Annotated in this window: 10 protein-coding genes; 6 read left to right on the forward strand and 4 right to left on the reverse strand. The window is 61.7% G+C overall.

The window, feature by feature from the left end; genetic code table 11:
• Positions 1–12 precede the first annotated feature (12 nt).
• The 4 genes from AC3ZU9_RS14055 to tpx form a co-directional block, all read right to left on the reverse strand.
• Positions 13–3,120, reverse strand: a complete 3,108-nt coding sequence (locus tag AC3ZU9_RS14055) for an efflux RND transporter permease subunit (RefSeq protein WP_012723938.1) — start codon at positions 3,118–3,120, stop codon at positions 13–15.
• Positions 3,117–6,218 (reverse strand): MdtB/MuxB family multidrug efflux RND transporter permease subunit, encoded by a 3,102-nt coding sequence (locus AC3ZU9_RS14060; protein ID WP_490090867.1) that lies wholly within the window; start codon positions 6,216–6,218, stop codon positions 3,117–3,119. Before AC3ZU9_RS14060 ends, AC3ZU9_RS14055 begins: the two co-directional genes overlap by 4 nt.
• Positions 6,215–7,519, reverse strand: coding sequence for an MdtA/MuxA family multidrug efflux RND transporter periplasmic adaptor subunit (locus AC3ZU9_RS14065; protein WP_490090868.1), 1,305 nt, complete (start codon positions 7,517–7,519; stop codon positions 6,215–6,217). Before AC3ZU9_RS14065 ends, AC3ZU9_RS14060 begins: the two co-directional genes overlap by 4 nt.
• Before the next feature lie 231 nt (positions 7,520–7,750).
• Positions 7,751–8,251, reverse strand: coding sequence for a thiol peroxidase (gene tpx, locus AC3ZU9_RS14070; protein WP_012723935.1), 501 nt, complete (start codon positions 8,249–8,251; stop codon positions 7,751–7,753).
• A gap of 158 nt (positions 8,252–8,409) precedes the next feature.
• On the opposite strand from tpx, the gene AC3ZU9_RS14075 reads away from it, so the two are divergent.
• From AC3ZU9_RS14075 to AC3ZU9_RS14100, 6 genes are all read left to right on the forward strand, one after another.
• The gene (locus AC3ZU9_RS14075) at positions 8,410–9,699 is read left to right on the forward strand and encodes a glycosyltransferase (RefSeq protein WP_490090869.1); all 1,290 of its coding nucleotides are present in this window, start codon (positions 8,410–8,412) and stop codon (positions 9,697–9,699) included.
• A 72-nt stretch (positions 9,700–9,771) separates the two neighbouring features.
• Entirely contained in the window at positions 9,772–10,677 is a 906-nt protein-coding gene (locus AC3ZU9_RS14080) for an AraC family transcriptional regulator (RefSeq protein WP_012723933.1), read from the forward strand.
• A gap of 218 nt (positions 10,678–10,895) precedes the next feature.
• A complete protein-coding gene (locus tag AC3ZU9_RS14085; protein WP_375360246.1) occupies positions 10,896–12,179 on the forward strand; it encodes an ABC transporter substrate-binding protein in 1,284 nt (427 codons plus the stop codon).
• Positions 12,180–12,333: 154 nt separating this feature from the next.
• Complete coding sequence (locus AC3ZU9_RS14090; protein WP_046033800.1) at positions 12,334–13,224, forward strand: carbohydrate ABC transporter permease; 891 nt, start codon at positions 12,334–12,336, stop codon at positions 13,222–13,224.
• A gap of 10 nt (positions 13,225–13,234) precedes the next feature.
• Complete coding sequence (locus AC3ZU9_RS14095) at positions 13,235–14,065, forward strand: carbohydrate ABC transporter permease (protein WP_012723930.1); 831 nt, start codon at positions 13,235–13,237, stop codon at positions 14,063–14,065.
• 37 nt (positions 14,066–14,102) lie between these two features.
• Positions 14,103–15,218, forward strand: coding sequence for an ABC transporter ATP-binding protein (locus tag AC3ZU9_RS14100; RefSeq protein ID WP_490090870.1), 1,116 nt, complete (start codon positions 14,103–14,105; stop codon positions 15,216–15,218).

Raw genomic sequence — 15,218 nt, forward strand, 5'->3', positions numbered from 1 at the left:
TGATTGGATCGGTCATAGCGCAGTGTCCAGGGCAGCATCGGTCCGCACGCCGCGCCAGGCGTTGAAGCGATGGCGCGCGCGGTCGAGATAAAGGTAAACCACCGGGGTGGTGTAAAGGGTCAGGACCTGGCTGAACACCAGGCCGCCGATAATGGTCAGGCCCAGGGGGCGACGCATTTCCGCGCCATCACCCGTGCCCAGCAGCAAAGGCAAGGCGCCGAGGATGGCCGCCAGGGTGGTCATCAGGATCGGGCGCAAACGCAACAGGCAGGCGCTGCGGATCGATTCCAGCGGGCCCAGGCCGTCGTTGCGCTCCAACTGCAACGCCAAGTCGATCATCAGGATCGCGTTCTTTTTCACCACCCCGATCAACAGAAACAGGCCCAGCAAGGAAATCAGGCTGAACTCGCCCCCTGTCAGGTAAATCGCGAGCATGGCGCCGACCCCCGCCGACGGCAGGGTCGAGAGAATCGTCAGCGGGTGAATGTAGCTTTCATACAGAATGCCCAGCACCAGGTACACCGCCACCAGCGCGCCGAGGATCATGAACGGCTGGCCCTTCTGCGTGGCCGCGAAGGCATCGGCGGTGCCGGCCATCTTGGCGATCACGTCTTCCGGCAACCCGACTTTGGCAATCGCCCGCTCGATGGCGGCCGTGCCCTGCTCCACCGTCACACCGGGCGCCATGTCGAAGGCAATGTTTTCCGAGGCGAACTGGCCTTCGTGGCTGACGCGGTCATCGGCCAGGCTGTTCTCATAGTGGGCAATGGTCGACAACGGCACCCGTGCACCCGTGGAAGTAATCACCTGCATCTGGTTGAGGGTGATCGGGTCCTGGGCGTACTTGGGATTGACCTCCATCACCACTTGGTACTGGTTGAGGCTGTCGTAAATGGTGGAAATCTGCCGCTGGCTGTAGGCGTTGTTAAGCACCGCCGTGACCATGTCCATGTCGATGCCCAGGCGCTTCGCCTGGTCGCGGTCGACGATCAGCGTGACCTGCGCCGCACCCCGGCCTTCGCGGGCGTCGATGGCGGTGAGCTCCGGCAGCTCACGCAAGGCCGCGACCACTTTCGGGTACCACAGGCGCAGTGCCGCGAGGTCGCCGCTTTGCAGGATGTAGGAATACTGCGCGCTGGTTTGGTCGCGGCTGCCACCGAATTGCAGGTCCTGGTCGGCCATCAGGAACAGACGACCGCCCGGCACCAGCGGCACGTCCTTGCGCAGGCGCTCGATCACCGCCTGGGCGGAAATCTTGCGTTCGCTGATAGGCTTCAGGCGTACCAGCATCACCGCGTTGTTAGTGCCGTTGTTGCCTCCGATGAAGCCGGCCACGCTGAGCACCGCCGGGTCCTTGAGCACCGCCTGGCGAAAGGTCTCCATCTTCGGCTGCATCACGCTGAACGACAGCCCGTCATCACCGCGCACAAAACCGATCAACTGGCCGGTGTCCTGCTGGGGCATGAAGGTTTTCGGCACCACCACGTACAACGCCACGTTCATACCAATGGTCAGCAACAGGCTGAGCAGGGTCAGGCGACGATGGCGCAGCACCCAGTCCAGGCTGGTGGCGTAGCCGGCGACCATACGGTCGTTGATCTTCTGGCTCCAGCGCTGCAAACCGGTCATCCGGTCTTTGACATGTGGCTTGAGCCAGCGCGCGCAGAGCATCGGCGTGAGGGTCAACGAGACGATCAGCGACACAATGATCGCCGCCGACAAGGTGATGGAAAACTCGCGAAACAGGTTGGTGACAATCCCGCCCATGAACAGGATGGACAGGAACACCGCCACCAGCGACACGTTCATCGACAACAGGGTAAAGCCGACTTCCTCGGCCCCAAGGTACGCCGCTTTCATCGGCGGCACGCCTTCGTCGATGTGCCGGGAAATGTTCTCCAGCACCACGATGGCATCGTCCACCACCAGGCCGGTGGCCAGGATCAGCGCCATCAGCGAGAAGTTGTTCAGCGAGAAACCGTAGAGGTACATGATCGCGAACGTGCCCACCAGCGACACCGGCACCGCCAGGGTCGGGATCAACGAAGCGCGGAAGTTTCCCAGGAACAGGTACACCACCAGGATCACCAGCCCCACCGCGATCAACAGGGTCATCTCGGCTTCGTGCAAGGTGGCGGTGATCACCGGCGAGCGGTCCATCGCCAGGCTGAGCTTGACGCTGGACGGCAGCACCGCCTGCAACGCGGGCAGTTGTGCCTTGATCTGGCGGACGGTCTCGATGATGTTGGCACCGGACTGGCGGTTAATCACCAGCAGCACCGCCGAGTCATTGTTGAAGAAGCCACTGTTGTAGCGGTCTTCCACGCCGTCGCTGATCTTGGCGACATCCCCCAGGCGCAGGGCTGCGCCGTTCTGGTAGCGAATCAGCAGCGGCTCGTAGTCCTTGGCTTTCTCCAGCTGGTCGTTGGCCTGGATCTGCCAGTTACGCTGGCTGTCTTCCAGGGAGCCTTTGGGCCGCCGCTGGTTGGCGTTGGCGATGGTGTTGCGTACATCGTCGAGGGCCACGCCGTACTGATCGAGCGCCTTGGGCTCCAGCTCGATGCGCACCGCCGGCAGGGAGCTGCCGCCGATCTGCACTTCGCCTACACCCGGCACCTGGGACAGGCTTTGCGAGAGGATGGTCGAGGCCAGGTCGTACAGCTGGCCTTTCTGCAGCACGTCCGAGGTGAGCGACAGCACCATGATCGGCGCCTGGGACGGGTTGATCTTCTTGTACGTGGGCATGCTGCGCATACCGCTGGGCAGCAGGTTGCGCGAGGCGTTGATCGCCGCTTGCACCTCCCGCGCCGCGCCGTTGATATCGCGGTCGGAATCGAACGCGAGGATCACCCGGGTGGAACCCTGGCTCGACGAACTGCTCATGGTGGTAATGCCGGCAATCGCGCCGAACGAGCGCTCCAGCGGCGTGGCCACGGTAGACGCCATCACCTCGGGGCTGGCGCCGGGCAAGCTGGCCGACACCACGATCACCGGGAAGTCGATCTGCGGCAGCGGCGACACCGGCAGCAGGTTGAAGCTGACACCGCCCAACAACATGATCGCCAGGCTCAGCAGCATGGTCGCTACCGGCCGACGGATGAAAGGTCCGGACAGGTTCATGACTCAACCGGCTCCTGGCTTTGCGGCTCTTTGCGCCAGCGGCGGCCGAGACGGTCGAAGTACAGGTAGATCACCGGGGTGGTGAACAGCGTCAACACCTGGCTTACCAGCAAGCCGCCGACCATCACCAAACCCAGCGGTTGGCGCAATTCCGCGCCGGAACCGGTGGCCAACATCAAGGGCACCGCACCAAACAGCGCCGCCAGGGTGGTCATCAGGATCGGCCGGAAACGCAGCAGCGCCGCCTGGTAGATGGCGGTCTGCGGGTCGAGGCCCTGGTTGCGTTCGGCGTCGAGGGCGAAGTCGATCATCATGATCGCGTTCTTCTTGACGATACCGATCAGCAGAATGATGCCGATGATCGCGATCATGCCCAGGTCATTGCCACTGAGCAGCAGGGCCAGCAATGCCCCCACCGCCGCCGAAGGCAAGGTCGAGAGAATGGTGATCGGGTGGATATAGCTCTCGTAGAGCACACCCAGCACGATGTACATGGTGACCACCGCCGCCAGGATCAGCAGCAAGGTGCTCGACAGCGACGCCTCGAACGCCTGGGCCGCGCCCTGGAACTGGGTCTGCACGCCCACCGGCATGCCGATGTCTTTCTGGGTCTGGTTGATCAGCTCCACGCCTTTGCCCAGCGCAACGCCGGGGGCCAGGTTGAACGACATCATCACCGCCGGGAACTGGCCGATGTGCGCAATCGCCAACTGGGCCTGGCGCTGTTCCACATGGGCCAGGCTGGACAAGCGCACCTGGCCGCCGTCGGTGGTCTTCACATGGATCTGGTTCAGCGCCTCGGGCCCCAGGGTTTCGCCGGATTGGGCCTGCAATACCACGCGGTACTGGCTGGCCTGGGTGTAGATGGTGGAGATCTGCCGCTGGCCGAAGGCGTCGTACAGCGCGTCGGTGATGGTCGATACGCTCACGCCCAGCCGCGAGGCGGCATCGCGGTCGATCACCAAATACACCTGCAGGCCCTTGTCCTGCAGATCGCTGGCCACGTCGGTGAGTTCGGGCAACTGGCTCAACGCGTGGACCAGCTTGTCGCTCCACAGCGCCAGCAGCTCGGCATCCGGCGAGGACATGCTGAATTGGTACTGGGTGCGACTGACGCGGTCTTCGATGGTCAGGTCCTGCACCGGCTGCATGAACAGGCGGATGCCCACCAGCTTGTCGATTTCCGGCTGCAGGCGGGTGATCACCTGGGCTGCGCTCAGGTCACGCTGGCCGTGGGCCTTGAGGTTGATCAGCAAGCGTCCGCTGTTGAGGGTGGCGTTATCGCCATCCACGCCAATATAGGACGACAGGCTTTCCACCGCCGGGTCGGCCAGGATGATCTTGGCCAACTGTTGCTGGCGCTGGCTCATGGCCGCGAACGAAATCGACTGCGGCGCTTCGGAAATGCCCTGGATCACCCCGGTGTCCTGCACCGGGAAGAAGCCCTTGGGCACCACCAGGTACAGGCATACGGTCAGGCCCAGCGTGGCAATGGCAACCAGCAGGGTCAGCGGCTGGTGCTTGAGCACCCACTGCAACATGCTCCCGTAACGCGCGATCAGCCAATCGATCCAGGCGCCGCTGGCCTTGTAGAAGCGGCTCTGCTCCTCGATCTTGGGTTCACGCTTGAGCAACCGCGCGCACATCATCGGCGTGAGGGTCAGGGACACCACCAGGGAGATCAGGATCGCCACCGCCAGGGTGATGGCGAATTCGCGGAACAGCCGCCCCACGACGTCAGCCATGAACAACAGCGGGATCAGCACCGCGATCAGCGACAGCGTCAGGGAAATCAGGGTGAAGCCGATCTGCTTGGCGCCCTTGAGCGCGGCGGCCAGCGGCGTTTCGCCTTCTTCGATGTAACGGGAGATGTTCTCCAGCATCACGATGGCGTCGTCCACCACAAACCCGGTGGCGATGGTCAGGGCCATCAGCGTCAGGTTATTGATGGAGAAACCCGCCAGGTACATCACGCCAAAGGTGCCCACCAGCGACAGCGGCACGGCAATCGAGGGAATGATCGTGGCGCTGACCCGACGCAGGAACAGGAAGGTCACCATCACCACCAGGGCAATGGCGATGAGCAATTCGTGCTGCACGTCTTTTACCGAGGCGCGGATGGTCTGGGTGCGGTCGGTGAGCACCGTCACGTCGAGGCCGGCCGGCAAGTTGTCGGTAATGCTCGGCAGCAATGCCTTGATACGGTCCACCACCTCGATCACGTTGGCCCCCGGCTGGCGCTGGATATTCAGCAGCACGGCCTGGTTTTCGTTGGCCCAGGCAGCGAGGCGTTCGTTTTCGGCACCGTCGACGATCTGTGCCACGTCTTTAAGGCGCAGCGGCGCGCCATTGTTGTAGGCCAGGATCAATTCGGCGTATTGCTGGGGCGACACCAACTGGTCGTTGGCGTCGAGCATCGACACCCGCGTCGGGCCGTCGAAGTTGCCCTTGGGCTGGTTGACGTTGGAGGCGGCGATCAGGGTGCGCACGTCCGACAGGTTCAGGCCGTTGGCCGCCAGGGCCTCGGGGTTGACCTTGATGCGCACGGCCTGGCGCTGGCCGCCGGCGATGCTGACCATGCCGACGCCGCTGATCTGCGCGATTTTCTGCGCCATGCGCGTATCGACCAGGTCATTGAGCTTGGGCAGCAGCATGGTCTTGGAGGTGATTGCCAAGGTCAGCACCGGGGTGTCCGCCGGGTTGACCTTGTTGTACACCGGCGGCGCCGGCAGGTCCTTGGGCAGCAGGTTGGTGGCAGCGTTGATCGCAGCCTGCACCTGCTGCTCGGCGACATCCATATTGATGTCGAGGTTGAAACGCAGGGTCAGCACCGACGCGCCGCCGGAGCTGGTGGACGCCATCTGCGTGAGGCCAGGCATTTGCCCGAATTGGCGTTCCAGCGGCGCGGTGACCGCACTGGTCATCACATCCGGGCTGGCGCCGGGGTACAGGGTCATCACCCGGATGGTCGGGTAATCCACCTGGGGCAAGGCCGATACCGGCAGCAGGCGGTACGAAATGATGCCGGCCAGGACAATGGCCAGCATGCTCAGCGTGGTGGCGACCGGGCGAAGGATAAACAGCCGCGACAGGTTCATGAACCGACCTTTTGCGCCTTGCCGGCGGTGCTGCCGGTCTCCCCTTTAGCCGCAGGCTTGCCTTGCAGGTGTTCGGTCGGGGTGGTCGGCACTTCGCTGCTGTCGTTGACCACTTCGATCTCGCTGCCGTCCTTGAGGCGGTCGGTGCCTTCCAGCACCACCCGATCGCCAGCCTTGAGGCCCTCTTTGATCACGGTGTTGTCGCCGTCGGTGTCTCCCACCACCAGCGGTTGCACCTTGACCTTCTTGTCACCGTCGAGCACGTAGACGAAGGTGCCGGTGTTGCCGAACTGGATCGCCGCCGAGGGTGCCAGCACCACGTCGTGCAGGGTGTCGGCCAGCAGGTGCACATTGACGAACTGGTTCGGGAACAGCGCCTGGTCCTTGTTATCGAAACGGGCCTTGAATTTCAGGGTGCCGGTGGTGACGTCGATCTGGTTGTCCAGGCTCTGCAGCACGCCAGTGGCCTGTTTTTTCACGTCGCCACGGTCCCAGGCTTCCACGGGCAGCTTATTGCCGGCGTGGTAGCGGGCGAGCACGGTTTCCAGGGTGTTCTCCGGCAGGGTGAAGGCCACGCTGATCGGCTGGGTCTGGGTGATCACCGCGAGGAAGGTGGTGTCGTTGGCCGCCACCAGGTTGCCCACGTCCACCTGGCGCAGGCCCACGCGGCCACTGATCGGTGCGCGGATCTTGGTGAATTCGAGGTTGAGCTTGGCGTCATCCACCGCGCCCTGGTTGGTCTTGACCGTGCCCTGGTATTGCAGCACCAGCGCTTCGGCGGTGTCGAGGGTCTGCTTGGCGATACTGTCCTGGGCGTAAAGGTCGCGATAACGCTGGACGTCGACCTGGGCGTTTTTCAGCTGGGCCTGGTTCTGCATCAACGTGCCCTGGGCCTGGAGCAGAGCATTCTGGTAGCTGCGCGGGTCGATCTCGGCGAGCAGGTCACCGGCCTTGACCATCTGGCCCTCTTCAAAGGCGATCTTCACCAGCTCGCCGCCCACCCGGCTGCGCACATTGATGGTGTTGAGCGCGGTGACCGTGCCCAGCGCCTTGTAGTAGACCGGGAACTCCCCCAGCACCGCCGGTGCCACGCGCACCGGCACCGGGCCGGTGGCGCCGCCGAAACCCGGGCGCATCATCCCCGACTTGCCGGCATGCCCGGCAGGCTTCTGCTCGGCACCATCCTTGTGGCTGCCGGGCCAGAATTTCCAGCACAGGCCGGCGATAACCAGCAGCACGAGCAGGCCAAACAGCCAGCGGCGGGACTTACGGGGGGAGGATTGCATGGATTGATCAACCATTGGGCGCGAGAGCTTCTTCTTTGGGAGGCTGAAAGATAAGCACTGGGGCGCATTAAGAAAAGCGCCTTTACCGGCTATTTACCTTGGGCTTACAACTTTTAACTTCTGGGCTTAGTCCGCTCGCTATTTCGCTAAGCCCCTGAGGCACAAATAAAAACGGCCTGGACTAGGCCAGGCCGCAATTATGCAGCAAGCGTGTTACTGCAAAACGGCAGTAACGTACCGAAACAGTTACTTCAAAACAGCCAGGGCTGCTTCGTAGTTCGGCTCCTGGCCGATTTCGCTGACCAGTTCGCTGTGCAGCACGTTGTTGTTTTCGTCCAATACCACAACGGCACGGGCGGTCAGGCCTTGCAATGGGCCGTCGGCGAGAGACACACCGTAGTCAACAGCGAAGTCGGCGTTGCGGAAGTCCGACAGGCTCAGCACGTTGTCCAGGCCTTCGGTGCCGCAGAAACGCTTCTGGGCGAACGGCAGGTCAGACGAGATGCACAGCACGACAGTGTTGCTCACGTCGTTGGCCTGGGCGTTGAACTTGCGTACCGAGGTGGCGCAGGTCGGGGTATCAACGCTTGGGAAGATGTTCAGTACTTTGCGCTTACCGGCGAACGTTTCCAGGGAAGCTTCCGACAGGTCGACAGCGACAAGGCTGAACTCAGGGGCGGTGGAACCGGTTTTCGGCAGTTCGCCTTCAACCTGGACGGGGTTACCACGAAGGGTGACTTGGGCCATGAACAGAATCCTTATGCTGGGTTTGATAAAACGAATTCGAGAAGCGGAAGTTAACCACAAAGTGCGATGGCTACCTACCGCTAGACATAAATTGTCATGTCGCCGGTTATGGTTTAATTGCGCGCCTTCCGCCCTGCCCTTCAAGGAACCTGTTATTGATGAATCAGCCTGCCACCAAAGTCCTGGTCATTGGTTATGTCTGGCCGGAACCGCGTTCCTCGGCCGCAGGCGGGCATATGATGCAAATTCTTGAAAGTTTTCTTAAGCAAGGTTGGGACATCACCTTCAGCAGCCCCGCAACCCTCGGCGAGCACAAGGCCGACTTGCCTGCGCTGGGCATCGCCGAATGCGCCATCGCGCTCAATAACAGCAGTTTCGATGATTTTATCCGCGAACTGGCCCCGGATATCGTGCTGTTCGACCGCTTCATGATGGAAGAACAGTTCGGTTGGCGTGTCGAGAAATGTTGCCCCGACGCCCTGCGCGTATTGGAAACCTCCGACCTGCAAAGCCTGCGCGATGCACGTCACCAGCGCTTCAAGGATCACCTGAAGGCCCACCCCGACAGCGACGACTTCAGCGCGCTGTTTTCCCCGGCGCTGCAGGAGGAATTCCACTTGATGGCCGAATCCGACCTGGCCAAGCGCGAAATCGCCGCGATTTACCGTTGCGACATCAGCCTGATGATCTCCGACGTGGAAATCCGCCTGCTCACCGAGCACTTCAAGGTCCCGGCCGCCCTGCTCCACTGGTGCCCGTTGATGCTGGAACCGCCGACCGCAGCCTTCGCGCCGTTTGAAGAGCGTGCGCACTTTCTCAGCATCGGCAACTTCCGCCACGCGCCTAACTGGGACGCGGTGATGTGGATGAAAAACAGCCTGTGGCCGCTGATCCGCCAGCAATTGCCGGGGGCGCAGTTGCACATCTATGGCGCCTACACCCCGCCCAAGGCCACGGCCTTACACAACCCGACGCAGGGTTTTCATGTGATGAACTGGGCCGAAGACGCCTTGCAGGTGATGACTGCCGCGCGTATCTGCCTGGCGCCCCTGCGTTTCGGCGCCGGCATCAAGGGCAAGCTGGCGGATGCGATGCTCTGCGGCACACCGAATATCACCACGCCCATCGGCGCCGAGGCCATGGGTGATGAACAGCCATGGCCGGGCGTGATCGAACACAGCGCGCCGGCCCTCGCCGCCGCTGCCGTAGCGCTTTACCAGGACCGCGAGCGCTGGAACCAGGCCCAGGAAGACGGGCGCCAACTGCTGGGCCGCCGCTACGACCAGGCTGTTCACGGACCGGCGCTGGTGGCGTGCCTGGAACACTGCCGTCGCCACCTCGCAGACCACCGTCGCGACAACTTCACCGGCAGCATGCTGCGCCACCACGCGCATAAAAGTACGCAGTACATGTCCCAGTGGATCGAGGCGAAAAACCGTTTGGTATAAACAGCGGCGCTGGCGAGGTCGCGCGCGAGGGGGCATTATCCTACGCAGCAACCACAATAAAGCGACGGCAGCATGACCCGAGCAACGCGCATCACCGACCCTTCCTACGAGCTGATGGACGACCACAACGGCCTGTCCATCATCTATCGCCAGCACGGTTTCCCCTGCCCGCTGGTGCGCTGGCACTTTCACAAGGAATACGAGCTGCACCTGATCGTCGCCAGTTCCGGCAAGGTGTTCATCGGCGACTATATCGGTAACTTCTACCCGGAAAGCCTGTTCCTCACCGGCCCCAACCTGCCCCACAACTGGATCAGCCAGGTGGAGGAAGACGAGGTGGTGCCCAAGCGCGACATGCTGGTGAACTTCACCGATGAGCTGTTCGAGCAAGGCAGCCACATCTTCGCCGAACTCAAGAGCCTGGCGCCGTTGCTGGAGCGCGCGCAATACGGCATCGAGTTCCGCTGCAAGAAGACCATCGCCCAGGCCATGACCCTGATGCAGCGCATCGAAGACGCCCAGGGCATGGCGCGCCTGGGGCACTTCTTTATCCTGCTGGAAGTGCTGAGTGCGTGTGAGGACTACCAGTTGCTTTCAGGGGTGACGACACCGCAGTTGGCAGACGAGCACAGTATCGACCGCACCAACCGCGCGGTGGACTACATCTTTGCCCACTACGCGCGTGAGCTGTCCCTTGAAGAGGTTGCGGAATACCTGGGGATGAAGCCCACCTATTTCTCACGGGTGTTTAAACAGGCCACCGGGCGCACGTTTATCGAATTCGTCAATCGGCTGCGCATCAGCAAGTCGTGTGAGCTGTTGGCCGATGGTGATAAAGCCGTGACCGATGTGTGCTTTGAATCGGGCTTCAACAACATCTCCAACTTCAACCGGCGTTTTCAACAGCTTAAAGGCATGACCCCTTCCCACTACCGGCGCCTGGCGGTGCAGCGCTTGACTGAGCAGAACCTGGCTTAATGGTTTCAGCTGCTGTGTGAACGAGTGCAAAAAAGTATCAGTCCCAGTGCGCCCAAGGATTTGTCATAACCCCATTTGAAGGCTGTAATCAACGCACACTCTTCCTGACGACCTGTAGGAAGACACAACAACAATAACTGTCCTTCTGTAGCCCCCTGGGCGCGGAAATGGAGTGCGCGATGAAGTTCACAGCAAAAGCACTGCTTGTCTCTACCTGCATGACCACCTGCATGACCCTCAGCGCCGTCAGCTTTGGCGCGCAGACCCTGACCATTGCCACCGTCAACAACAGCGACATGATCCGCATGCAAAAGCTCTCGAAAACCTTCGAGGCTGAGCATCCGGAGATCAAGCTGAACTGGGTGGTGCTCGAAGAAAACGTGTTGCGCCAGCGGCTGACCACCGACATCGCTACCCAGGGCGGGCAGTTCGATGTATTGACCATCGGCATGTACGAAGCAGCACTCTGGGGCGCCAAAGGTTGGCTGGAGCCGATGAAGGACCTGCCTGCGTCCTACGACCTCGACGATGTATTCCCTTCAGTGCGTGACGGTTTGTCAGTCAAGGGTTCGCTGTACGCCCTGCCGTTCTACGCCGAAAGCTCGATCACCTACTACCGCACCGACCTGTTCAAGGACGCCGGGCTGACCATGCCCGAGCACCCGACCTGGACTCAGATCGGCGAATTCGCGTCCAAACTCACCGACAAGAGCAAAGAGCAATACGGCCTGTGCCTGCGCGGCAAAGCCGGTTGGGGTGAGAACATGGCGCTGATCACCACCCTGGCCAACGGCTACGGTGCGCGCTGGTTCGATGAAAAGTGGCAACCTGAATTCAACGGCCCTGAATGGAAAGACGCGCTGAACTTCTACGTCGACAACATGAAGAAATCCGGCCCGCCGGGGGCTTCCAGCAACGGTTTCAACGAAAACCTGGCGCTGTTCAACAGCGGCAAGTGCGCCATCTGGGTCGATGCCAGCGTGGCCGGCTCGTTCGTCACCGACAAGACCCAGAGCAAAGTGGCTGACCATGTTGGCTTTACCTTTGCCCCTCACGAGAAGACCGACAAAGGAACCTCGTGGCTGTACTCCTGGAGCCTGGCAATTCCGACCAGTTCCAAGGCCAAGGACGCCGCCAAGGTGTTCACCAGTTGGGCCACGTCCAAGGAATATGGCGCCTTGGTCGCCAAGACCGACGGCGTTGCCAACGTTCCGCCAGGCACGCGCAAGTCGACCTACAGCGACGAGTACATGAAGGCCGCGCCGTTTGCCAAGGTGACCCTCGAATCGCTGAAAGTCGCGGACCCGACCAAGCCGACGCTCAAGCCGGTGCCGTATATCGGTATCCAGTTGGTGACCATTCCTGAATTCCAGGCCATTGGTACCCAGGTCGGCAAGTTCTTCTCCGGCGCGCTGACCGGCCAGCAGACGGTGGACCAAGCCTTGGCCGCCGCGCAGACCACCACCGAGCGTGAAATGAAGCGGGCGGGCTACCCCAAATAATCCAGACCCACCCACAGTCAAATGTGGGAGGGGGCTTGCCCCCGATAGCAATCTACCAGTTGATGATTTTGTGACTGACACACCGCTATCGGGGGCAAGCCCCCTCCCACACTGACCGCACTCCGATTCTTGCTCTGTACCGGTCGTGAATACCATGAATACACCCGCCAAAAACCGCCTGGCCAACCCCGGCTGGTTCCTCGTCAGCCCCTCGGTGGCCTTGCTGCTGCTGTGGATGATCGTGCCCCTGGGCATGACCCTGTACTTCTCGCTGATTCGCTACAACCTGCTCTACCCCGGTGAAAACCAATTCGTGGGGCTGGAGAACTTCACCTACTTCGTCACCGACTCGGGCTTCCTGCCCGGCGCCACCAATACCCTGTTGCTGGTGGGCAGCGTGCTGCTGATCAGTGTGGTGTTCGGCGTGTTGATCAGCGCCCTGCTGGAGGCCAGTGAGTTCTTCGGTCGCGGCCTGGTGCGGGTGTTGTTGATCTCGCCGTTCTTCATCATGCCCACCGTCGGCGCGCTGATCTGGAAGAACCTGATTTTCCACCCGGTGTCGGGGATTCTCGCCGCCGTGTGGAAGTTCTTCGGCGCAGAGCCCGTGGACTGGCTGGCACACTACCCGCTGCTGTCGATCATCATCATTGTGTCGTGGCAATGGCTGCCCTTTGCGATCCTGCTGTTGATGACCGCCATGCAGTCCCTCGACCAGGAACAAAAGGAAGCCGCGCGCCTGGACGGTGCCGGCGCCATCGCGATCTTCTGGCACCTGACCCTGCCCCACCTGGCCCGCCCGATTGCCGTGGTGGTGATGATCGAGACGATCTTCCTGCTCTCGGTGTTCGCCGAAATCTTCACCACCACCAACGGTGGCCCCGGTTACGCCTCGACCAACCTCGCCTACCTGATCTACAACCAGGCGCTGGTGCAGTTCGACGTGGGCATGGCCTCGGCCGGCGGCTTGATTGCCGTGGTCATCGCCAATATCGCGGCGATCATCCTGGTGCGGATGATCGGCAAAAACCTGACTGACAAGCCTTGAGGGCCGCGCCATGACGCTTCAACAATCCCGCCGCCTGCAAAGCCTGTTGCTCGGCACGTTGGCCTGGGCCATCGCGATCCTGATCTTCTTCCCGATCTTCTGGATGGTGCTGACCAGCTTCAAGACCGAAATCGACGCATTCGCTACGCCGCCGCAGTTCATCTTCACGCCGACGCTGGAGAACTACCTGCACATCAACGAACGCAGCAACTACTTCAGCTATGCGTGGAACTCGGTGCTGATTTCCTTCAGCGCCACCGCCCTGTGCCTGCTGATCTCGGTGCCGGCCGCCTACTCCATGGCGTTCTATGAGACCCAGCGCACCAAGGGCACGCTGCTGTGGATGCTCTCCACCAAGATGCTGCCGCCGGTGGGCGTGCTGATGCCGATCTACCTGCTGGCCAAGAGCTTCGGCCTGCTGGACACGCGCATTGCGCTGATCATCATCTACACCCTGATCAACCTGCCGATTGTGGTCTGGATGGTTTACACCTACTTCAAGGACATCCCCAAGGACATCCTTGAAGCCGCCCGCCTGGATGGCGCCACGCTGTGGCAGGAAATGGTCCGCGTGCTGCTGCCGATCGCCAAGGGCGGCCTGGCGTCCACCGTGTTGCTGTCGCTGATCCTGTGCTGGAACGAGGCGTTCTGGTCGCTGAACTTGACCTCATCCACCGCTGCGCCGTTGACCGCGTTGATCGCCTCCTACTCCAGCCCCGAAGGGTTGTTCTGGGCCAAATTATCCGCCGTTTCGACCCTGGCCTGCGCGCCGATCCTGATCTTTGGCTGGATCAGCCAAAAACAGCTGGTGCGCGGTTTGTCCTTCGGCGCCGTGAAGTAACGGTTTCTTATAAAAATTCTGTACGTGGAGGCCCATCATGGCCAACCTGAAAATCAAGAATCTGCAAAAAGGCTTCGAAGGCTTCTCGATCATCAAAGGCATCGACCTGGAAGTGAACGACAAGGAATTCGTGGTGTTCGTCGGCCCGTCGGGCTGCGGTAAATCCACGCTGCTGCGCCTGATCGCGGGCCTGGAGGAAGTCAGCGAAGGCACCATCGAACTGGATGGCCGCGACATCACCGAAGTGACCCCGGCCAAGCGTGATCTGGCGATGGTGTTCCAGACCTACGCGCTCTACCCGCACATGAGCGTGCGCAAGAACATGTCGTTTGCCCTGGACCTGGCCGGCGTCGACAAGAAGCTGGTGGAAAGCAAGGTCAGCGAAGCGGCGCGCATCCTTGAGCTGGGCCCGCTGCTGGAGCGTAAGCCCAAGCAACTGTCCGGCGGCCAGCGTCAGCGTGTGGCGATCGGCCGCGCGATTGTGCGCAACCCGAAGATCTTCCTGTTTGACGAACCGCTGTCCAACCTCGACGCCGCCCTGCGGGTGCAGATGCGCCTGGAGCTGTCGCGCCTGCATAAAGAGTTGCAGGCGACCATGATCTACGTGACCCACGACCAGGTCGAAGCCATGACCCTGGCCGACAAAGTGGTGGTGTTGAACAGTGGCCGTATCGAGCAGGTCGGCTCGCCGCTGGAGCTGTATCACCAACCGGCCAACCTGTTTGTGGCGGGCTTTCTCGGCACGCCGAAGATGGGCTTCCTCAAGGGCAAAGTCACCCGTGTCGAGGGCCAGGGTTGCGAAGTGCAACTGGACGCCGGCACCACCATCAGCCTGCCTTTGAGCGGCGCAACCCTGAGCGTGGGCAGTGCCGTCACGCTCGGCATTCGCCCGGAGCACCTGGAAATCGCCGACGCCTCTGGCTCAGTAGCTCAGAACACCCTGACCGTCACCGCCGATGTCGGTGAACGCCTGGGCAGCGACACCTTCTGCCACGTCATCACCGCCACCGGCGAACCGTTGACCCTGCGGATTCGCGGCGACATGGCCAGCCAGTATGGCGAGACGTTGCACCTGCACCTGGACCCGGCGCACTGCCATCTGTTCGACACCGACGGCGTGGCCGTGGCCCGCCCACTGCGCGCCGCCGCCTGA

This window comes from Pseudomonas sp. A39, from assembly GCF_058145955.1.